The organism is Obesumbacterium proteus (assembly GCF_001586165.1).
Taxonomy (GTDB): Bacteria; Pseudomonadota; Gammaproteobacteria; order Enterobacterales; family Enterobacteriaceae; genus Hafnia; species Hafnia protea.
Genome location: NZ_CP014608.1, coordinates 2,212,097 through 2,232,652, shown reverse-complemented (window position 1 = coordinate 2,232,652; position 20,556 = coordinate 2,212,097). Strand labels below are relative to the sequence as shown.

Annotated in this window: 14 protein-coding genes and 6 pseudogenes; 6 read left to right on the top strand and 14 right to left on the bottom strand. The window is 52.0% G+C overall.

Annotated features, from left to right (window positions below; all coding sequences use genetic code 11):
• Positions 1-23: 23 nt before the first annotated feature.
• The 5 genes from DSM2777_RS10455 to DSM2777_RS24460 all read right to left on the bottom strand — a co-directional run bounded on the left by DSM2777_RS10455 (position 24) and on the right by DSM2777_RS24460 (position 4,547).
• The gene (locus DSM2777_RS10455; protein ID WP_039185901.1) at positions 24-215 is read right to left on the bottom strand and encodes a hypothetical protein; all 192 of its coding nucleotides are present in this window, start codon (positions 213-215) and stop codon (positions 24-26) included.
• Positions 215-3,064 carry a heat shock survival AAA family ATPase ClpK gene (gene clpK / locus DSM2777_RS10450; RefSeq protein WP_016154561.1) on the bottom strand — a complete coding sequence of 950 codons (2,850 nt, stop codon included), beginning with the start codon at positions 3,062-3,064 and terminating at the stop codon, positions 215-217. The genes DSM2777_RS10455 and clpK overlap by 1 nt, the downstream gene beginning before the upstream one ends.
• A gap of 105 nt (positions 3,065-3,169) precedes the next feature.
• Positions 3,170-3,739 carry a small heat shock protein sHSP20 gene (hsp20, locus tag DSM2777_RS10445; RefSeq protein WP_000350435.1) on the bottom strand — a complete coding sequence of 190 codons (570 nt, stop codon included), beginning with the start codon at positions 3,737-3,739 and terminating at the stop codon, positions 3,170-3,172.
• A gap of 34 nt (positions 3,740-3,773) precedes the next feature.
• On the bottom strand, positions 3,774-4,055 hold the full coding sequence (locus DSM2777_RS24790) for a helix-turn-helix domain-containing protein (protein ID WP_000643630.1): 282 nt from the start codon (positions 4,053-4,055) through the stop codon (positions 3,774-3,776).
• Positions 4,056-4,283: 228 nt separating this feature from the next.
• Positions 4,284-4,547 (bottom strand): hypothetical protein, encoded by a 264-nt coding sequence (locus tag DSM2777_RS24460; protein ID WP_001295708.1) that lies wholly within the window; start codon positions 4,545-4,547, stop codon positions 4,284-4,286.
• A 14-nt stretch (positions 4,548-4,561) separates the two neighbouring features.
• On the opposite strand from DSM2777_RS24460, the gene DSM2777_RS24455 reads away from it, so the two are divergent.
• A complete protein-coding gene (locus DSM2777_RS24455) occupies positions 4,562-4,825 on the top strand; it encodes a transposase (RefSeq protein WP_039185905.1) in 264 nt (87 codons plus the stop codon).
• Positions 4,770-4,886, top strand: a pseudogene (locus tag DSM2777_RS24450) (transposase domain-containing protein); the annotation flags it as partial. The gene DSM2777_RS24455 and the pseudogene DSM2777_RS24450, both read left to right, overlap by 56 nt.
• 163 nt (positions 4,887-5,049) lie before the next feature.
• On the opposite strand, the pseudogene DSM2777_RS10425 reads toward DSM2777_RS24450, so the two are convergent.
• The 3 genes and pseudogenes from DSM2777_RS10425 to DSM2777_RS24445 form a co-directional block, all read right to left on the bottom strand.
• Positions 5,050-5,538 (bottom strand): annotated as a pseudogene (locus DSM2777_RS10425) (IS3 family transposase); the annotation flags it as partial.
• A gap of 80 nt (positions 5,539-5,618) precedes the next feature.
• The gene (gene ltrA, locus DSM2777_RS10420; protein ID WP_001189111.1) at positions 5,619-7,127 is read right to left on the bottom strand and encodes a group II intron reverse transcriptase/maturase; all 1,509 of its coding nucleotides are present in this window, start codon (positions 7,125-7,127) and stop codon (positions 5,619-5,621) included.
• A gap of 672 nt (positions 7,128-7,799) precedes the next feature.
• Positions 7,800-8,083 (bottom strand): annotated as a pseudogene (locus tag DSM2777_RS24445) (IS3 family transposase); the annotation flags it as partial.
• A 40-nt stretch (positions 8,084-8,123) separates the two neighbouring features.
• Here DSM2777_RS24445 and DSM2777_RS23735 point away from each other — a divergent pair.
• Both DSM2777_RS23735 and DSM2777_RS10405 read left to right on the top strand, forming a co-directional pair.
• Complete coding sequence (locus DSM2777_RS23735; protein ID WP_046050277.1) at positions 8,124-8,510, top strand: hypothetical protein; 387 nt, start codon at positions 8,124-8,126, stop codon at positions 8,508-8,510.
• Between the two features lie 83 nt (positions 8,511-8,593).
• Positions 8,594-8,928, top strand: a pseudogene (locus DSM2777_RS10405) (IS1 family transposase); the annotation flags it as partial.
• Positions 8,929-8,957: 29 nt separating this feature from the next.
• Here DSM2777_RS10405 and DSM2777_RS10400 read toward each other — a convergent pair.
• Positions 8,958-10,078 (bottom strand): IS3 family transposase gene (locus tag DSM2777_RS10400; RefSeq protein ID WP_095280101.1). Its coding sequence is split into 2 segments (ribosomal slippage): positions 8,958-9,820 and positions 9,820-10,078, totalling 1,122 coding nucleotides; the frame shifts between segments, so codons are not numbered across the junction.
• A 71-nt stretch (positions 10,079-10,149) separates the two neighbouring features.
• Between DSM2777_RS10400 and mobC the strand changes: the two are divergent.
• A pseudogene (mobC, locus tag DSM2777_RS10390) lies at positions 10,150-10,791 on the top strand (MobC family replication-relaxation protein); the annotation flags it as partial.
• Positions 10,792-11,033: 242 nt separating this feature from the next.
• Positions 11,034-12,845 (top strand): hypothetical protein, encoded by a 1,812-nt coding sequence (locus DSM2777_RS10385; RefSeq protein WP_064645353.1) that lies wholly within the window; start codon positions 11,034-11,036, stop codon positions 12,843-12,845.
• A gap of 270 nt (positions 12,846-13,115) precedes the next feature.
• On the opposite strand, the pseudogene DSM2777_RS10380 reads toward DSM2777_RS10385, so the two are convergent.
• The 5 genes and pseudogenes from DSM2777_RS10380 to DSM2777_RS10360 form a co-directional block, all read right to left on the bottom strand.
• Positions 13,116-13,307, bottom strand: a pseudogene (locus DSM2777_RS10380) (transposase); the annotation flags it as partial.
• 46 nt (positions 13,308-13,353) lie between these two features.
• Complete coding sequence (locus tag DSM2777_RS10375; RefSeq protein WP_061553900.1) at positions 13,354-14,007, bottom strand: hypothetical protein; 654 nt, start codon at positions 14,005-14,007, stop codon at positions 13,354-13,356.
• A gap of 938 nt (positions 14,008-14,945) precedes the next feature.
• Positions 14,946-16,751 (bottom strand): hypothetical protein, encoded by a 1,806-nt coding sequence (locus tag DSM2777_RS10370; protein ID WP_057631344.1) that lies wholly within the window; start codon positions 16,749-16,751, stop codon positions 14,946-14,948.
• Positions 16,751-19,156 (bottom strand): AAA family ATPase, encoded by a 2,406-nt coding sequence (locus DSM2777_RS10365; RefSeq protein WP_057631343.1) that lies wholly within the window; start codon positions 19,154-19,156, stop codon positions 16,751-16,753. The genes DSM2777_RS10370 and DSM2777_RS10365 overlap by 1 nt, the downstream gene beginning before the upstream one ends.
• Entirely contained in the window at positions 19,156-20,538 is a 1,383-nt protein-coding gene (locus DSM2777_RS10360; protein WP_237087835.1) for a hypothetical protein, read from the bottom strand. Before DSM2777_RS10360 ends, DSM2777_RS10365 begins: the two co-directional genes overlap by 1 nt.
• Between the last annotated feature and the right edge of the window lie 18 nt (positions 20,539-20,556).

Genomic DNA, 20,556 nt, shown 5'->3' with positions numbered 1-20,556 from the left:
AGGTGAACAGACGGGCCGCACCGTCACGCAAACGGATGGCCAGCGAGCGGGAGGGCAGTGCCGCCGCTGATGAGCAGCCCCCACGGCGTGGCCGACCGCGGATCACGCTTGTAGACGACCGCGTGACCCGCTGGCACGACCGCCACCGCGATTGATGCCAGGGAGGCTGCCCATGCCAGGCCGATGGGGTCGGACACGGCAGCCTCGCCCGCCATCAAGATGCGTCGCTCGCCGACTTCTTCTTGCGCGAGCCTTTGCCAGCGTCGCCGTGCGGCGTCTCGGTCGCCTTCGCGACATCCGGCTGCTCCGGCTCGGCCGGGGTCTGCGGTAGCTCTTTGCGTTCGAACACCACGCGTTCGGCCTTGTCGTCCCAGCGTGCGCTGGCGTGATCGCCCTTGCCGATGCTGCCACCGAGCATCTCGCGCGCCAGCGCAGTTTCCAGCTCGCTGCGGATCAGGCGCTTGAGTTCACGCGCACCGAACTCGGGTTTGTAGCCTTCTTCCGCGAAATGGTCGATCAGCGTCTGATCGAAAGTGAGCGTCACGCCCTGGCTGGCGGCGCTGCGCGCCACGCGATCGAGCTGCAGGCCGACGATGTGGCGGATCTCCTCCTTGCCCAGCGCATGGAAGACGATGATCTCGTCGATGCGGTTGAGGAACTCGGGCCGGAAGTGGCCGCGCAGCACGTCCATGACCTCGGCCTTGGTCTTTTCGTACTCCTCGTCGGCCGCCCCACGCGCCTTCAGCCGTCGCTGGATGATGTCCGAACCCAGGTTGGACGTGGCGATGATGATGGTGTTGGTGAAATCCACCACCCGGCCCTTGCCGTCGGTGAGGCGACCGTCGTCGAACACTTGCAGCAGGATGTTGTAGACGTCAGGGTGTGCCTTCTCGATCTCGTCGAGCAGCAGCACGCTGTAGGGCTTGCGCCGCACCTTCTCGGTGAGCTGACCGCCTTCGTCGTAACCGACATAGCCCGGAGGCGCGCCCACTAGCCGCGCCACGGTATGGCGTTCGCCATATTCCGACATGTCGATGCGCAACAGGGCGTGCTCATCGCCGTAGATCGATTCGGCCAATGCCTTGGCGAGCTCGGTCTTGCCCACCCCGGTCGGGCCCAGAAACAGGAAGGTAGCCACCGGTTTGCTGCCTTCGCGCAGGCCGGCGCGGGACAGCCGCACGGCATCGGCCACGGCACGGACCGCCTCGTCTTGTCCCACCAGGCGCTCGTGCAGCCGTTGTTCCAAGTGCAGCAGCTTTTCGCGCTCTTCCACCGTCAACTCGTTGACCGGGATGCCGGTCAGGCGCGAGACGATCTGCGCCACGTGTTCCGCCTTGACCTCGGCACTGCCGGAGGCCCGCTCCCGCTCCCAGTTCTCGACGAGCTTCTTGAGCTCGGCCTCCTTGGCTTCGATGCGCTTGCCGAGCTCGGCGGCCTGGTCGTACTGCTTGCGCGCGGCCACGTAATCCTGTTCACGCCGCAGCTGGTGCAGTTCGGACTCCAGCTCCTGCACGGCCACCGGCCGGGCCGTGGCCGACAGCTTGACGCGCGCGGCCGCCTGGTCGAGCAGGTCGATCGCCTTGTCCGGCAGGAAGCGCGCCGTGATGTAGCGGTCGGACAACTCGGCCGCCGCGATGATCGCGTCCTCGGAGATGCTGACCTTGTGGTGCGCTTCGAAGGTGTCGCGCAGGCCGCGCAGAATCATGATGGCCTGGGCCACCGTCGGCTCGGGCACCGTCACCGGCTGGAAGCGCCGCTCCAGTGCGGCATCCTTCTCGATGTATTTCTGGTACTCGTTCAGCGTCGTGGCGCCGATCAGGTTGAGTTCACCGCGCGCCATCATCGGTTTGAACACGTTGGCCACGTCCAGCCCGCCTTCGCCACCGCCCTGGCCGGCACCGACGATGGTGTGCACCTCGTCGATGAACAAAATCAGCTCGCCCTGGTGCTCGGTCACCTCCTTCAGCACCTTCTGCACGCGCTCCTCGAACTCGCCGCGATATTTGGCGCCGGCCACCATGGCGTTGATGTTGAGTTCCACCAGGCGCTTGTCGCGCAAGGTCTCGGGCACTTCACCCGCCACCATGCGCTGCGCCAGCCCTTCGACGATGGCGGTCTTGCCCACACCCGGCTCGCCGATCAGCACCGGGTTGTTCTTCTTGCGCCGGGCCAGCACCTCGATGGTTGTTTCGATCTCCTGCGCGCGGCCGATCACCGGGTCGAGCTTGCCGTCGCGCGCCATCTTGGTCAGGTCGCGCGAGTACTTGTCGAGTTCTGGCGTGTTGGTCGGCGTCTCAGCGCGTCCATCCTCGGCGCCCTTGCCGACCACCTTGCTGACCTGTTGGCGCAGCGCCTGCGGCGTCAGGCCGTAGCGGCGCAGCAGGTTGGCGGCCAGCCCTTCGCCTTCCTCGGCCAGACCGATCAGGAAATGCTCTGGACCGACATAAGAATGGCCGAGTTCATTGGAGGCCACGAAGGCGCGGCTGAGCGCATCCTTCACGCGCGGCGACACGCCGATCTCGCCCTCGAAGGGCTTGTCCCCGCGCTTGGCCTCAGACTCGATCTGCCGCTTGAGGTCATCGACCTTGATCTTGAACTGACCCAGGATGGTCTTGACCACGTCGCTGTCGGCCAGCGCCAGCAGCAGATGTTCGGTATCCACCTCGGAGCGGCCAAATTCGGCAGCGTGTTTGGCGGCCTCCTGCAACAAGGCTTCCGACTGTTCGCTGATGCGGCTGGCCAGCCCACTGCCGCGACGGCGCGGCGCACCCGAACCTGCGGCGGCGGGCTCGCCAAACGAGGCATCGACCACGTCATCGGTATCGGCGGCAACTGGCGTCGCGTCGTCGCCGATGCGGAAGAAGTCACTGCCGAGGAAGTCCTCGAACAGGCCGCTGCGCGAACCGAACAAGGCTTCCAGCGGCGAAACGGTGCGCTTTTGCTGGCGCACTAATTGCCGGTAATGGTCGTCGCACAACAGCATGGTGCTGTGACGACCGTTGAGATTGGCTTCCACCCGCACGGTGGCGGGTTGGCCGCAGACCTGGCATTGTTTTCTGGCCATGCTGATGCTCCTTAGAAGGTTGAAAAGGTTGAGGCGACGAGGCATCGCGAGCCGCGACACCTCGTCTCGGGCCGGGTTTTTCTTGTGACGAACGAGCCGGCGACGTCAGCCGTTGATCGGGATCGAGCGTCCCTGCTTCGGCGCGCTGACCTCGCGCTTGTCGATCGTGACCGTGAGCACCCCGTTCTTGAACGATGCCTTGATCGAATCCTGGTTGGCGTCGTCAGGCAGGTTCAAGGCACGCTGAAAGCTGCCGTAGGAGCGCTCCACACGGTGGAAGCCACCTTCCTTCTTCTCCTGTTCCTGGCGCTTCTCGCCACGCACCATCAGCACGTCGTTGTCGAGGGTGATCTGGATGTCCTTCTCCTCGACACCGGGCACTTCCAGGGCAATCTTGTACTGCTTGTCGGTTTCCTGGATGTCCAGGGCCGGCTTCAGCATGCCCGACCAATCGGATGGCCACTGCGGCATGTTCAACGCCGGAAAACCGAAGCCCCGGAATGCGTCATCGAACAGCCGGTCGATTTCCCGATGCAGTTGCAGGATCGGGCTGACTGGCCCGCTCGCCGCTGGCAGGTCATTGCGCTGCACCGGCAGGGAAGAGGCGGTCTGCTGCTCTTGCTGCTCGTTCTTGAACCAGTTCCAGGGAGCCAACTTCTTGAAATCGATGTCCATGTCATACCTCCAGAAAAATTGGAAAACGAGTTACTCAAGCCCTTTGCCTGCTGCGACGGGCAGTGCGCCCAGGCGACACGGGCTGCTCGGATGACTTCTGCTGTTCACGCTTGCGCATCACCTCCTTCTTTGCTCCGGCTCGGGTCTGATCATTGATGCACTGATCGATTTCACTTTGACGAAGCCGCCACGTCCCGCCCACCTTGAAAGCCGGAATTTCCCCGTGTGCGGCGAGCCGATAAAGCGTCCGCTTGCCGACTTTCAAGTACGCAGCCAATTCATCGAGCGTGAAAATCACCTGTAGGTGCGCTTTCATCTCACCCTCTCCAATCGCGTCGCTTTGCGGTTCCGGCCAAGGATATCCTTGCAATACTTTGTAATATTAGACCTACTATGAAAAACTTCAAGAGTCAAGAGTCAATGTGCAGCGTTCTCCCGCCCCATTGATGCAGGTCAACTGCTCAGGCAAGGCACAGGGGGGCGGCCTGATCAGGCAATGGACAGCGCCTGGCTCCTCAGCCTGCGTGTGCCACAGGCGCCTCGATCAAACACCGATCCTCACGTTGTAGCCGAGTGCCCGCAGCCCCTTGCTCGTCTGCATGTTCCTTGGCGGAAACTCGTCTGGGCGCGCCCAGACGACGATCTCCCCGAGGCTGCTCAGGCCAACGTGCGGAATTGCCCAGTCGTCGCTGCGGATCGCGTTCCAGAGTCGGGCCGAAACACTTCCGTTGCCCCAGACAACGTAGTTCAACAGTATCCGTCCGGCCAACACACCTTCCCGACACCGCCTCCGAAGGCCATGGCCCATCAAGCGGATTTTCCATGCGCCCTCAGCGCCGTACCTACAGCAAATCTTTCAAGGCTCAGGTCATTCAGGAGTGTTCTGAACCCGGTGCCTCCATCGCAAACATCGCCTTGGGCTACAGCCTCAATGCCAACCTCGACCACAAATGGATTCGGCTGCCTACCCACAAAACCACGGCTATCCAGCCAGCGTTCATCCCGTTGCCTTCTCAAATGCTCGGCGTGGGTTCGCATGCTCAAGCGCGCTGCTGCGATCATGAGTTTGATCCAGTCGGCCCGTAATAATGGGCACGATCCGTATGCCTATCTCAAGGATGTGCTGACACGGTTGCCGTCCCTGTAACAGCCTGAAGTTGACCTGGGTAATCAAATACCGGTGTAGTGATTAGGAAACAGGGCTCGGATAACATCATGGCGCAGGTCATTGAACCTACTAACGACGCCGGATATATGGTCGCAAACCGCATCGAACTAGTACTTGCATCACCCGGGGCGTCCATATATGGTCAACTAAAACTGGCCACCGCTTTAGAGTTTTTCCAGTATCGGTTTTCCGATTCGTTTGGGGGTAATCCACCGTTATAGTCATGCGACCTTAGCGAGCTGTAATACCCGACGATATAGTCTGTGATCGCATGAGCAGCTTCGCTAAAGTTTATATAACCTGTCACCGGCACCCACTCGTTTTTCAGACTACGGAAGAAGCGTTCCATCGGGCTGTTGTCCCAACAGTTTCCACGTCGGCTCATACTCTGCCCGATCCGGCAACTCCACAGTAACTGCCGGAACTGCCTGCTTGTATAGAGGCTACCCTGGTCACTATGGAACATCACTCCGGCTGGTTTACCGCGAGCTTCCCACGCCATTTCCAGCGCTTTGATGGTCAGCTTGCTGTCCGGCGAGAATGACATTGCCCAGCCCACCGGTTTCCTTGCGAACATATCGAGAACAACAGCGAGGTAAGGCCAACGTTTACCTGTCCAGAGTAGAGTAAGAGGCAGGGCGTAGTCGGACTATTTCCCTGCCTCTCCTCCCCGAACCGGACGTGCACCTTTCAGCGCATCCGGCTCTCCATTTAAATGCTGGCGAACGCCATTGCCACTTCTGTAAAGCGCGATGTATACGTGTTTCTGGTCTCCGTCCTCAGATAGGGATTACCTTCGGGTAGCCGCCAGCGGAACAGCTTCTTGCCTTGCCCCACCAACCGGTACAGTATTTCGCCGCTGAGCTTGCCGTGATTGGTTTTACCAAATAAAACCCACGTTTTGCTCTGACCCGGTTTCGGTGATTTACACCACCACCTCATCAGGGAAGCGATACCTGTACGGTATTTGCGGGCCAGCCAGTGAGCCAGCTTCCAGAACACGACACGGTCGATATAACTGAAGACTTTGGCCTTAAAATCAACGAACTGATAGAACATGGCCCAGCCTTTCAGTTTTCGGTTGAGTTGTTCAGCCATATCGACTTTGCTTTCACTGTAGTTGCCTGATAACAGTGCTGTCAGCGATGCGGCGAAGTTTCTGGCTTTCTCCTGCGGGATCGTTGAGACCACTCGCATCTCGCCATAACGACTGCGTTTGCGAATGATCCTGTGCCCCAGAAAGATAAAGCCGTCATTAACATGGGTGATTTTAGTCTTATCCATGTTCAGCCTGAGTTTCAGACTGCCTTCGAGCACACCCCGACACTCCTCCCTGATGGCTTCCGCCTGTGCTTTGGTGCCTTTGACGATGAGGACAAAATCATCGGCATAGCGGCAGTACGCCACCGCGGGTTTCCACTGCCAGTTTTCTCTGACCGCCGTACTTCGGCCCCGTTGGATACTGTTATTCCAGTACCACCGATCTTTTCTGGCTTTCCCGCTCAGGTAGCGCTCATGCAGGTATTGATCGAACTCATTCAGCATGATGTTCGATAATAGCGGCGATATAACACCGCCCTGTGGTACACCTTCACTGGCCGCCCGAAAGAGACCGACATCGATATGTCCCGCCTTGATGGTTTTCCACAGCAGAGTCATGAAACGTGCGTCACTGATCCTGCGGCGTACAGCCTTCATCAGCAGTCGATGATGTACGGTGTCGAAGTAACTGGACAGGTCGCCTTCAATCACCCAGCGTCCCCGGGTTTCACCACAGTCTGTGAGCTGTAATTTCACCGTGCGGATCGCGTGGTGGACACTGCGCTCAGGCCGGAAGCCATATGAGAGCGTATGAAAATCACTCTCCCATATCGGCTCCATCGCCATCAGCATGGCCCGCTGAACAATACGATCCCGCAACGCGGGGATACCCAGTGGTCGCAGTTTGCCGTTGCTTTTAGGGATGTAAACCCGTCTGGCGGGCAAGGGCTGGTAGTGGCCTGAGAGTAATTCATCCCTGAGGATTTGCAGCTCAACAGCCAGTCTGGCCTGTAGCATTGTTTTGTTCACGCCATCAACGCCGGGGGTATGGGCCCCCTTTGATGAAAGCGTGATCCGCGCCGCTTCAGCCAGCCATTCTGGTTGTGTTATCAGACGCAGCAGCCGTTGAATCCGTAGGGACGGATCGGTGGCTGCCCATGTGGCAAGCTTGCGTTGCATTTCGCTGATTATCAAAGGTCTTCACCTCGTTAGGTCAGTTAATTCACGTCGCAAACACATTCAAACTGCTTCCCTTCGCCATGTAATGGGCTTTCCCCATCGCGGACTACTACGGAAGCTCCGCCAGCCAGCGCGTCATCGGAGCCATGCCCCCTTAACATCCGTCGCTGACCTTCCCCGGTTTACCTGCCTGGACTCAGGCATACTGAGGAGGCTGCCCGTCGCACTCTTTATCCTTGCTTGCCGCAAGTTGGCAGAAGTCAGCAACGCAAGCGTGATAGACGCTGCTGCCCCGGTGTTTCGCATACATGTCAAAACACCTTCGACCGGCAGTGCTTACGTATCACTGCCAGTTCCTCCTGCACGGCCTGTCAGATCACGTAGGCCGTGGTGACGTTTTCAACCCACAGAGGCGGATTAACGGGTTCATGTTCTTCAGCCTTTCAGTACTTAACCTTGAGGATCATCTCGGCTTAGTGATCTCGCCTCAATCCCCGTTGTCAGCGGGTTACATCACCCTGCGGGCATGCCGCAGGTCACTGCCGCTCAGGTTCTCCACCGTCACACCCGGTGGGATTGTTGGGTTTCTCATCGTGAGTTACCGGTTCAATATTCCAGACAGACTCGCGGTTCATTTAAGCATCCATGCCCGCCCTGAACTCCGGGCACACTATACGTCACATCGCCACACCACACTTGGTAGGTTCTGTCACTGCGAACTGTCGCTCAAGGTGATTCGGGATAACGATGTGTTCATGACCACCACGTTTATACCGGTGGGTAGGCTGCTGACAACTCACCAGCCCCAGTTCTTTCATGAGCCTGCCAGCAAGCCAGCGTCCCATTTTGAAGTCTCTCAGGGTTGCCATGATGGCGATACTTCTTGCGCCAGCAGAGCCATGGCTGATGTTATGCAGTTCCAGAACCTGACTGCGTAACACAGCTCGCCTGCCGTCTATGTACTCACGGGCGGGCGCTTATCTTGCCGGACAGCCGATGCTGTATGCCGAGGATTTTTCTCCCAACACGCCGCAGGGGGCATGCCCTTCTTGCCATTGTCTGGGCCATATCTATGAGGTAACTGAAACACTGATGGTGCCCGATCCTTCACTTAGTATCCGTGAAAGGGCTATTGCTTCCTGGCCCCCGGCCTGGCACGGACAGAATCTGCGGGATATTCTGGTGACGCTGGGGTATGACATCGACACTCCCTGGAAAAATCTGCCAGCGGAAGACCGTCAGCGGATCCTTTTTACCGAAGACACCCCCACGGTACCGGTTTTCCCGGGACTGAGTCCGGAAGATACGCGCGAAGCCGTCAGGAAAAAAATGACGCCGGGTTATATGGGGTCAGTTTGGATATCGAAAATTATTGTACGTTAAGGCTATTTTTTAATCAGATGCCGTCTCTGGTAATGCTGCCAACTTACTGATTTAGTGTATGATGGTGATTTTAAGGTGCTTGCGTGGCTTCCATTTCCATCAGATGTCCTTCCTGCTCCGCTACTGAAGGCGTGGTGCGTAACGGCAAAAGCACTGCCGGACATCAGCGCTATCTCTGCTCTCATTGCCGTAAAACATGGCAACTACAGTTCACTTACACCGCCTCTCAGCCCGGTACGCACCAGAAAATCATTGATATGGCCATGAATGGCGTCGGATGTCGCGCCAGTGCACGCATTATGGGCGTTGGCCTCAACACGGTTTTACGTCACTTAAAAAACTCAGGCCGCAGTCGGTAACCTCGCGCATACAACCGGGCAGTGATGTGATTGTCTGCGCTGAAATGGACGAACAGTGGTGACCTGCCCCCAGGATTAGATACAACCTTCAGTTAGTAATGTCGGTTGGTTTTTCTTCATATTTCCCGTTTCGCCAGCCCGCCGCAAATTCAGCCGGAGTCTGGTAGTTCAGCGATGAATGTGGACGACACTCGTTATAATCCTGCCGCCAGTCATTAATCGTTTTCCTCGCGTGAACGATATCGCTGAACCAGTGCTCATTGAGGCACTCATCCCTGAATCGTCCGTTAAAACTTTCAATAAATCCGTTCTGTGTTGGCTTGCCCGGCTGGATAAGCCGCAGCTCCACCCCATGCTCATAAGCCCACTGGTCAAGTGCTCTGCAGGTAAACTCCGGCCCCTGGTCAGTTCTTATCGTCGCCGGATAGCCGCGAAACAGTGCAATGCTGTCCAGAATTCGCGTGACCTGAACGCCTGAAATCCCGAATGCGGTGGTAATTGTCAGACACTCCTTCGTGAAGTCGTCCACGCAGGTCAGGCACTTGATCCTGCGACCGGTGGCCAGCGCGTCCATGACAAAATCCATCGACCAGGTCAGGTTGGGCGCCTCCGGGCGGAGCAGCGGCAGACGTTCTGTTGCCAGCCCTTTACGACGTCGTCTGCGTTTTACGCCCAGCCCGTTAAGGTGGTAAAGACGGTACACGCGCTTGTGATTAACATGAAGGCCTTCACGGCGCAGTAACTGCCAGATGCGTCGGTAGCCAAAACGCCTGCGCTCCAGTGCCAGCTCAGTGATGCGCCCTGATAAATGCGCATCAGCCGCCGGACGCTGAGCCTCATAGCGGCAGGTCGACAGGGACAAACCTGTAAGCCTGCAGGCACGACGTTGCGACAGACCGGTCGCATCACACATAAACTCAACGGCTTCCCGCTTCTGGTCTGTCGTCAGTACTTTCGCCCCAGAGCCACCTGAAGTGCCTCCTTATCCAGCATGGCTTCGGCAAGTAGCTTCTTGAGTCTGGCGTTCTCTTCCTCAAGCGACTTCAGGCGCTTAACCTCGGGCACCTCCATACCGCCATACTTCTTACGCCAGGTGTAAAAGGTGGCGTCGGAAATGGCGTGCTTACGGCAGAGCTCACGGGCAGAAACCCCGGCTTCGGCCTCGCGGAGAATACTGATGATCTGTTCGTCGGAAAAACGCTTCTTCATGGGGATGTCCTCATGTGGCTTATGAAGACATTACTAACATCGCGGTGTATTAATCAACGGGGAGCAGGTCAATGCTGCTGTTCGGATTCCGAGATCATAAATCACTGTATTCCCTGCTTTCAAAAGTCGAGGGCATGGGCTTAATCCACAAGCACATCTTGATATCGCGGACGATGAAAATTTCATTATGGGGCATAACCAGTGACGGACTGGCCGTTGTATTAACACCAGACGATGCGCTTTTCCCGGCGCGGTTTGAGCCTTCAAAAATCACCGGCTGGACGCTGGAGCACCACCTTGATAATCAGGCAGCCCGGATCATCCTTGAGCAAAAAGGCGCATCCGGGTGGATAAATGGCGATCGCACAACCTTCCTCAGTCGTTACCAGACCAGCCACCGCCCGGACGGACTGATTACCCTGCCCGGCGGCACCGTGATCGCCATTGAGACTGAGCGCCGTCTGAAAACCAAAGCCCGATACCAGTCAATCATCGCCAGCCATTTACTGGCCCGGACCCGTAAAGACTGGATTTACATTTTTTATATTGTGCCGGATCCGCAGAAAAAGCGCGGCCTTGAACGGCTGTTTGATAGCATCAGACATGTCATCATTAACCATCAACACATTCAATTGGAAGCGCGTCACCGAAACGTTTTTCGCATTTATACACTTGCCGACCTGGAGCAGTTGGAACTTAAACACTATTGTTAAGTTGAAATAATTGGCGATACACACATTGAAAATGAGCAAAAAATATAGGTATTTTTGAAACTACTTCATCCTAACATACAGAAATTCAATACATTTTTTAAATCAACCCCAAAGATAGTGGTTACAGAAATACATTTCTGTAAATCAATAAATGTGATGCAAGTCAAACTTTCTAACAACCGGCACTTGCAAGAAAGGCAAAAAGTGCGAACATGTAAAAAAATATTTATGGGATTATTCCTATGGTATCAATTGATAAATATAACATTACTCCATTCCTTTCGATTTTGCTCGGAGTGAATGCCAGCAAAGATAAACCAGAAGAAATTCACAATATCATCCTTGATATAATCAAAAATGAAGAAAGGGGGAACCAGCAAATTACAGTTTTTGCAACAAGTAATGATAATGCTGGAGAATCTATAATTCATTATACACCATATGAAGTTATAAAATCACCTAGCTGGTTTAAAGGTTCAAACTTAAATGATATAGAAAACCATGTTTTTGTTTCTTTCTGCTTGAACAATTCATATGCTTTTTATTTTTCCGAGAAAGGTATGAAAGATGAAGTCAGAAGTTATTTTTTTTCTGCAAGATTACCAAATCTTAAAGTTGTAGAAATGAAGTACCTCAACTATCTCTTTATCAATGAAGATAAAGTACGAATGCTTTGGTTGCTAGGCATACACGGTAAGAATAGTTTTAAAGCTGATTCGAAAGTGTTAGGTGGAGATAGTGTAGCTGATACACTTGATCCTCTAGAAGATCAATCGTTTACTATGTCTGCGGTAAGGACGGAGTTAGATGATAGTGGACGTACTACGGGTATAAATCCTTTCAAGTCGTCTTTATGGAGAGGGCCTTGTAAGGACTGGAATACCTTTGAAAACCGTGTAGTAGAAATATTAGATAAGATTGAAAAAAATGTTGATGTTGTTGATAGTCCGATAAGCATTTTAGCCACTCCTATTTCAGACATGAAAGAAGTTAAGTCCCTTTATGACTTGAGCTTTATAGATTATGAATTTTATCAGAATGATGACAGTAGAATAAAACATGAGTTGTTAAAGGAATTACATAATAGTTATTCTTTCATCATTAATGATACGATAAGTTCTCATAAGATAAGTATAAATGTATATCAAAACGATCAAGAGTTAGGTGAAGTTCAAGCTGAGGCCTTAATTAAAGATTATTCGGTTGAGTTCATTACTTCTGCACTTCCTAAGAAAGGCAAAAAAAAGGAAATAGATTTCTTCACGCGAGTTTTTAAATATCCAGAACTGATAAAATGCTGGTATGAATCAGGGCATGCAATTGTTAATGGCAGGGTTTTTAAAACAGATTATCGTGATGTTGTTTATGATAATTTTATTTGGGCTGATTTCGAAAAATTTTCCATACACCAAGAAAAACCGGAAGCGTCACAAAAGAAAGTTGCATTAGAACATATTGGTAATAAAAACTCTCTTTTTTGCTGGGTAAAAAACAGATGGTCTGGATTATGGGATGGCAAAGATAACTTTATTACTACTGAAAAACCTACCGGATGGTTATATTGCGATGATGGTGCTGGAGAAAAAGCCGATTTCATACATGTGAACACCTTCGGCAGCTACACTTATATATCAATGATACATGTAAAAGCTGCTGGCACAAAAAGTGAAAACAGAAGAATATCTGTTGGTGCACATGATATCGTTCTAAATCAGGCAATTAAAAACCTCCGATATACTAATCGTAAGAATCTTATTTTAGCCCTAAATGATAGAATAAACTCATCTGAAAAGAAATACTGCTGGAATAACAACGTACCAATTGAATCTTCTAAATTTATTGAATTTCTTGAAAAGATTAATATCGACAGTAACATAAGAACACGGGTGATAGTAGTTCAACCACATACAAGAAAAAGCATTTACAATAACGGTTCAAGCTCTAATATCAGAAAACAACTAGATGTATTATTAATAAGCGCTGAAACAGCTATAAAATCATCCGGAGCTGAATTCTATATTATTGGATGTGATGATAGCAACCCTCGTAAATAACGGGTATAACGTTGCAATTTAAATATATTACTTAGCAAAGCATTGGTATATTATTAATATCAGAAAACAAAAATCCGAATTAGCCATAAAACATCATGAGTAATCATCAACTTGAATATATACTCCAATAGAAATCGACTAAAACAAATGAATTGTAATTCAATACTTACAGGGAAAATGCTTTGAAAAAAAATAAAAAACCACTCAAAAACATCATAAAAGATAAATATCATCCATTATCATCATGCATGTTTAGATTAACAGATGAAAGCGGGTCTCGGCCTGAGCATCTGACTGTTCTTTGTTGATGGAAGAGTCCGGCCCGTACTTCTTTATCCAGGCGTAGAGACTGTGGGTAGTGATATCGAGACGTGTTGCAACGCTGGAAACAGAATGGCCACGACCAACAACCTGTTTGAGCGCTTCAATTTTGAACTCTTCGGGATAACGCTTACTGCTCATGAGCACCTCATTTTTCCAGTCATTTTAAATGACTCTGAGGTGTCTGTTAAACCTGTGGCGATTCATTTAACGAGCCATGTGGTTTGTGTAATCGAACATGTTTGCATTCAACGATTCTTGGTAGTTGTCTCGGCTTGCCTAAACCTTTATGAATAGATTGAACTGACTTTTTCGCTTCATTCCAATCATAACGTTGAAGAAAGCCCCCGTAAAACCCCGTAATATATGGAATCTTGTGTCGAACAAAGGCGTACTCAGCTAATAAATCGTAATTGGGCGTTGCGACGTGAAGTTGTTTATCGGCCTGGGGCAGTGTCTCTACGAGCTTTTTCAGTAATGAACCAGCGGGCCAATCACGTAATCCTGAAATGATTTGATGAGCGTGAACGTTGTCGTGATAAGCAACAAAGTTGGCAGTTAGTTCAACTATTCGAGTGGTCAGTGCCTCGTCCTTTATGAAGTCCATAGAGGATTCAAAATCATGGCTACCCACATCGAGTGCAGATACAACTTGCTGCCATTGTTGTGTCTGAGCATCTGTCATGCCACTGTTCAGCTCGTCTCGAAGGTGACGCTCTAGTGCTGGCATCCCAAAATTTAGATCAAGTGCACATGACGTTCCTGTGCCAAATAAAACAAACGGCTTTTCAGTAAAAAACTCTGCAATCGCTTGATATGCAGATTCCTTTGTCAACTCCATGCCTTTCCCCACTTAAATCATGAAATATCAGTGGCTGCCACCTAAAATCTGCAGCATTAGTACTTTATTCCCTTGCTTTAAGGCTTCAAGTTTTTATTGCGGAGCAATTATCCATAACACTCATTTGTAGAACTATATCAAGTTTCTGCCAATTGGAAGTTATTCCTCCGCGTAAAACAGCTCTTAGATCGCCATCGAAGCAAGTGGATGTTATTGCAGCAATAATGTCCATTGCATTTATTTTTGAACAGCTTCCCGCTATCTGACGCACCAGTGTCTGAAAGATCCCCTCTTACGCCGCAGAGGTGAAAAGTAGATTTGGTGGTTGAGTCGAGGACTGACAGGAACTTCATATAGGTGTTAGCATGCATTCCTGCCGGACGAGACGATCCTGTTAACCGGGGGCGGTTTGTTCTTAAATTGTCTCGTTCCGGCATCAATTACTACATGGTGCGGGCTGTCTCCGTATTGAACGCAGTTTACAGTCTACCGCTCTGCGTTGGCTTGCCCGGCTGGATTAAGCGCAACTCGACACTAGCTCAAAGCGCCATTGTTCAAGCGCGCGACAGGTAAATTACGGGCCCTGAACAGGTCAATCCCTTTGAGGGAACTCAGTCCGAATTGTGCGATCTGATCAATCGCCAAACCAACCCTATCACCAACTGGACTGAGCGATGCCGACATAGCACCAATACCTTGTACCGAACGACGTCTGATGCAGAAAACTATCCTTAAAACACGTGATAAAAACCATGTCCGCAGGCTGACCGAACGTGCTCCCGGCGATTTTGGCTATTCACTGTGATTGGACACTTGCCGGTATGTATACAAAACGCGCAACCGAAACTACTGATTTGCGTAATACCGATATATAAAAGATGCCCTGAAGTTTCATTATTCTTAACTCTTTAAAAATGCAGCGAGTCGTAAAAACCCTGCTAAAACTGAAAGTTAAAAACTCTCCGCCCCTGAGCCAGGAAGGTTTTACTTTCTCTTTCTACTGTTCTGGTTTGTTCAAAAAAGTGTGCATTTTCATGCTGGCTGAAATAACGAGCGGTATTGCAGTTTTTACAGAGGGTTTTAAATCCACCGGGATATTGATAAACCAGTTCGGTTGTATGGTCGCAGACAGGGCACTGTTGCAATGCTCGCCATTCCCGGTATCGCAGCGTAATTTCCTCTGCCTGTGTGCTAGCATTGTTGTTGATTAAATGAGAGGTTAATTGTTCCAGCTCAGCTTTAGTCAGATCCCCATGCAGTGTTATCTGATTTAACTGTTGATCAACTGTCAGTGAAGACAGTTTTGTAGCAAGTGGTAATACGCACCGGGGAATACGGATAACCGGACGGGCAAAGTTTCGCAATAATTCCCGGCTAAGAATTTTATCTATCAGTAAGCCAAAACGCTCTACACAGTACATATCTAAAGGTGAAAGCCGAATCCAGCCCTCTTTATCAGGTAATGCCTGCTGTAAATGCCCCACGCAAGGCCAGGCGATATACCGATTTTCCGGTAGGTCTACCGCTACCTGCTGGTGGTTCAGAAATGGCACCAGAGACAACAGCGTCTCTTCACTGGCACTGTCATTGGAATCACAGCTCAGCAGCCATTCCATGCCTTGCTGGCGAAGTCGCAGAGTGCGACCAGCCCAGCTTCCTTCACTCTTACCGTGTAACCAGGGCTGCAACGCATGGCGTAACACCAACCCGGCATAGCTGCTATACGCAGCTGCCAGGCTCTGGTTCACTCTGAGGCGTTGTTGAGGCAAATTTTCGGGCTGAGCCCCGTCAGCCAACTGTGCCCATAGTAAAGGCAAATGACCATAGTGAGGATCGTGACTTAAAATATTCGTCATATGAACTCCACCTGTCACTTGCGCAGTACGACTTACCCGCAGATAGAGGCCGCTTTGTCGCAGACCGGAAATGATGCGGAAAATTTGCTCCAGCGTCGCCAATGTGGCGTTGAGCTGCCGAGATGCGCCATCAGTCGCATCCTCATCGTAAGTCATCCCCCACAACTGACAAATAGCATTGCGCAGGCGGTAATTCACCTCCTGAGATTGATAGAAGTCCAGTGCTTGGGCAAGAGTAGATTGCAGGCTTCTCAAAGTGCGCAGCCGGTGATACAAATGACGTTCGATCTTATCCAGTAATCGCGCATAAACCCGATTCTCGTAGATATTGAAATCATCTTCGCTAAACTGTGCCAGTATCTGCTTGGGTACCACGCCGCCGAGTGTCTGACGCTGCCAGCATTCGGAGTGTGACGCCAGATGTACCAGTGCACCCTTTGCCAGACGACGCACGCGGGCAACGTCGGCCACCTCATCGTCATAACGTAAATCCAGCCGCGGCCGCTGTGATATATGCTGTAAATGTCCTTTTTGTATCACCTCCAGCAGTGCACGTTCGAAAGGTAGCAAAAGGCTTTGATTATCGACAATAGCTGCTGGCATCAGCGGCGATAGCACACTGATGTCATCATCAACTGCGGCACCGATCGTGGTGATGGCTTCCTCCAGCAGCCGGGTTTCCTCTTCATGGCCGGGCGGAGGCTGAATGAAGTTATGCAGCGTATCGTCCAGCCGACAATTTGCTCCGCCGTCGCTGACCAGCAATCCGAAAAAATTCGGTGTATGTCCATTTAGCGTCAGAGGGGAAGCCTCGATTGAGTAACGCCCGTGATCAATCCGTTGCGGAAGATGTGCATGTTGCCTACCAGTTAAACGATCGTGCCACATCAGCGCGCACCTGACAGACGGCGGATATCTGCCTCCAGCAATGCCATAGATTCAACCGGATCGCCTTGCAGACCGACCTGAATCCAGAAAAATTCAAGTTCTTCTTTGAGTCGTGTGACCGATTCCAAGCCAATATTATAGCGCCCGGTAACCTTACCTGAGCGCATAATACGGGTCGCCAGCAGATGATCGAGCGCGCGCCCAGCTTCTGCCCCGGAGGCCATCGTCACCGGGATGAAATCCATCGCCTGCTTGTCAAAACGGTTGCCCCAGCCGATGCCAAAATCTGTTTCCAGCAGGTGAGTAAATTCATGACCGGACAGTTGCTCCAGCATGTTCCTGACCGTTTCCGCATGTTGCGTTTTTGCTTTAGCAAAGGCTTCATGCAGTGACCGCCACGAATAGCTGGTTTTCTCCATCTCCCTGACAGGAAAGCGAGTGTCGTGCTTCGGTAGTGTCATCACATGGGCACGATCGTAGGTTTTGTCGGCCAGCTCATTTGTGGTTTCATCATGGTTGGCGGTGCCAATAAACCACAGGTTACCTGGTACCAGAATATGGCGTCCTTCAACGAGCCGTTCCGGGGCATTGAGTAAAGCTGTTTCGGTAAGGGCAATTTTTCGATCAGCGTGGCTGTTCTTCTCCAGGGCCGAGAGAAACTCAGCAAAATACTGCTCCGGTCGAGAAAGATTCATCTCATCGAGAAGAATGACATTACAGGTGTCCTGCCAGTACGGTGTTTGAGCACGGTAGAGTGCCTGAAGGCAGTCTTTCTCGTAATAGCGCCGCTCGAAGGCATTATAGTGGCCTAGAAGATCGTCGCGGTCACGCCAGCCAGCCTGCACCGAAATATCGGTACAAAATCCCCCCATCGCTTTTGCAAAGGCCTTGGCGAGGCTGGTTTTTCCGGTCCCGCTGATCCCTTGGAACAGGTGCAGTTGGCTCATCGCCAGACCACCAAGCAGCAGCTGGATACTTTCCAGTGGATAGAATAGCTGCACGCTCTCTTCCGCCTGAGCAATACGCTGCTGAAGCTCACTGGCAAAATTTTTCAGGTCACCGACCTCTCGATGATCACGTTTTGCGTTGAGCCCATTCTTCTCGTCCATTTGTGACATGGCAGGGAACGGCGTCTGGGTTTTGCTGGCATCGGTCAGCTTGCCAATACGAGCTTCAATCTCATCAATCTGGTGACCAAGCAGATGTTTCTGCTGCTCAAGAAGCCGCTTCTCCCGTGCCACTGTCTCAAGCTGGGTCGCAGCCACTCGCTGAAGATCCACCTCGCGTTGTAGCTTGTCCATCTCTGCAAGCAGATTTTCCAGCTGATTTTTAAGAGCGCTTTTGCTGTTGGCCAGAGATTTGTTCTCGCGCTCCAGCTCTGCTAGGTTAGTGTGCGCGAACTGACTTTTAAGTTCGCGGTTTTCATCGCGTAACTTATCCAGCTCATTCAGCATTTGCGAAGCGGATTGGCCATTGAGCGCCTGATCAAGTTCCTCCCATTCCATGAGGCGTTCACTGAGGTTTTGCACCCGTTCCTGAGCTTTGTCGAACTGACGCTCTTTCTGATCCAGCTTCTTTTCAAACTCAAGGCGTTCTGTTTGCATTGCTTCAGCCAAACATTCGTTCAGCGCCTGTCTCTCCGCCTCTACAGACCGCTCGTCTCGTTCCAGACGACGGCTGGCGCGCTTCAGATCCTCCTCTTTCCTGATGATGTCTTCTTCGCGCTGGTCCAGTGACAAGCTGCGCTGTGCCTCCGCGTCGCTTTGCTGGATTTGTAACTGGGTCAACTGGACAATGGCCTGCGATATTTCCCGCATTAACCCCTGCTTTTGTGTGATGAGCTGTTGAATATCCTCCTGATGCTGCTGGTCGAGTAACTGCTGCCTCTGGGTCAGGTTTCGCAGCGATGCTGCATTCTGCTCGCTGAAGCCCGCTTTGGCGTTGAGCTCACGTTCATTCAGCTCTCGTTCTTTGCTCACGATCCCGGCTTTCTTTTCCGCCAGTTCCCGAGCTTGAATGTCATGTTCAACACGGTCCTGTTCTAACTTTTCGCTTTGCTCCTCCAGCGTCAGCTCCAGCTGTTGAATACGCTGTGCTGCTGCTTGCGTCTCTTCATCCCTTTGCGCCAGTTTCTGGCAGAAAAGAGTAAATGTCTGAAGCCAGGAGACAAATTGATCATCTCCTTCCTGCTGAAGACGTTGACTGATACGTTCCAGCCATGTCACATCAAAATCGATATCTTTTGGAAGCTTTTCACTCTGAGCTGTGTGATGGGCTGCGGCAATAATCTGCGACTCGGTTGTCATTGCAGACCTCTGAAGTGTGGTGATGGCAGATGCCGCAGCAGAGCCATTTCTCTGCTTGGGAATAGGTGAGGTATACTTCTGTTGTGCTCGTTTTGACATTACATCCATTCCTTAAAACGTTCGGTAAAACTCAATGCATAACTGATACTTTCCTCAACCATCTGCTGAGTGAGTTCCTGTACCGGCTTATCAAGATATTTACTCTGTCCATGACTACTCTTGTTGCGACGATCCGCCAGTTGCAGCAGCATTGGCAGTTGTAACGCTGAGTCATCCAGTGACCAAAATGGGTGCTGTGGATCCTGGTTCGCACCGACAGCCGCTGCAAAAAGTAGTGCCTTCAATGAGCCGGATGGGTTGCTACATGCGTAGCGCACCTGACGTATTATCTGGCCAGATAGGCCATCAATAACTGATGGGGTAAATGCTGGTATTTTCATATCCTTGAGCAAGTTGGCCGTATTAATTTTATCCAGGCGGCCCTTGGGTAATAATTCCGCGTTGGCTGGATGACGACGAATCAGCCACTGCATAACAACCTCCAGCAGCTTCTGGCACTCGTTCAGTGCGGCATCCAGCTCACTTTGACCGTTATCACCCTGCTCGATCCTCCCTCTATGTACCAATAGCGCCACCAAATAACGTTTCACATCCGGTAAACGTTCGGCCCAAGGGTATTGACTCATCATCTTAAAATCAGTTTCGTGCGCGATAGCCTCAAGCCACTGCTGGTAGGTTTGTTCTGCGGCGCGTGGCACCACAACCAGCGGTTCCAGTATCTTTTGCAACCGGGAGTCACTTTCCACGATTGAAGGCAGGTCCAGCCACCATGCGTTACTGCGCAGAGCAAATGGGTCCGCGGCACTCCATAGCTGTCCACTCTCTCGATCAGTGGTGATCCACACCAGTATTCGTGCGCACTGCGGTGGTTCCTCTAGCTGCTGCAGACCGTGCAGGTTAATGTGTGGCGGCAAACGGCTGACGCCCAGTTGCTGACTGGCACGATAGTCGTCACGATAGTCACGCCAGGCACGCTTCAGTTCTTTGCGTTCCAGAGGCGGCAGTGGCGATCGGCTGGCATTCATCAGGAAAGGTCGCAGTGTCGCTCCTGTTTTCCTGGTCAGTATAAATTGCGGATATTTATCCAGAGGATTGACCGGTTCGATTTGCTTCAATGTGCTGACCAGACGCGGCCAGAACTTTCCGCTTACAGCATCCTGCAATACATAGCCTGATTTTTGTTTGCCAATACCGTCATCCTCATCATCCAGCAACCGCTGACCCGCTGAAGTGAGGGTATCTTCACCGGACTCAAGCCAGCCATTACTGACGCTTTGTGCCAGGATAAGCGTAATAAGTTTAGGGTGCAGACCGGTCAGTTCTGCCAGTTCGGTCGGACGTACGACGCGCGCTCGTACCAATCCGAGAATTGCGCGTTGGAAGACATTGATCTGAGCCTGATAGCTTTCCGGGTAGAGCACCCTATGTATCCTGACTGG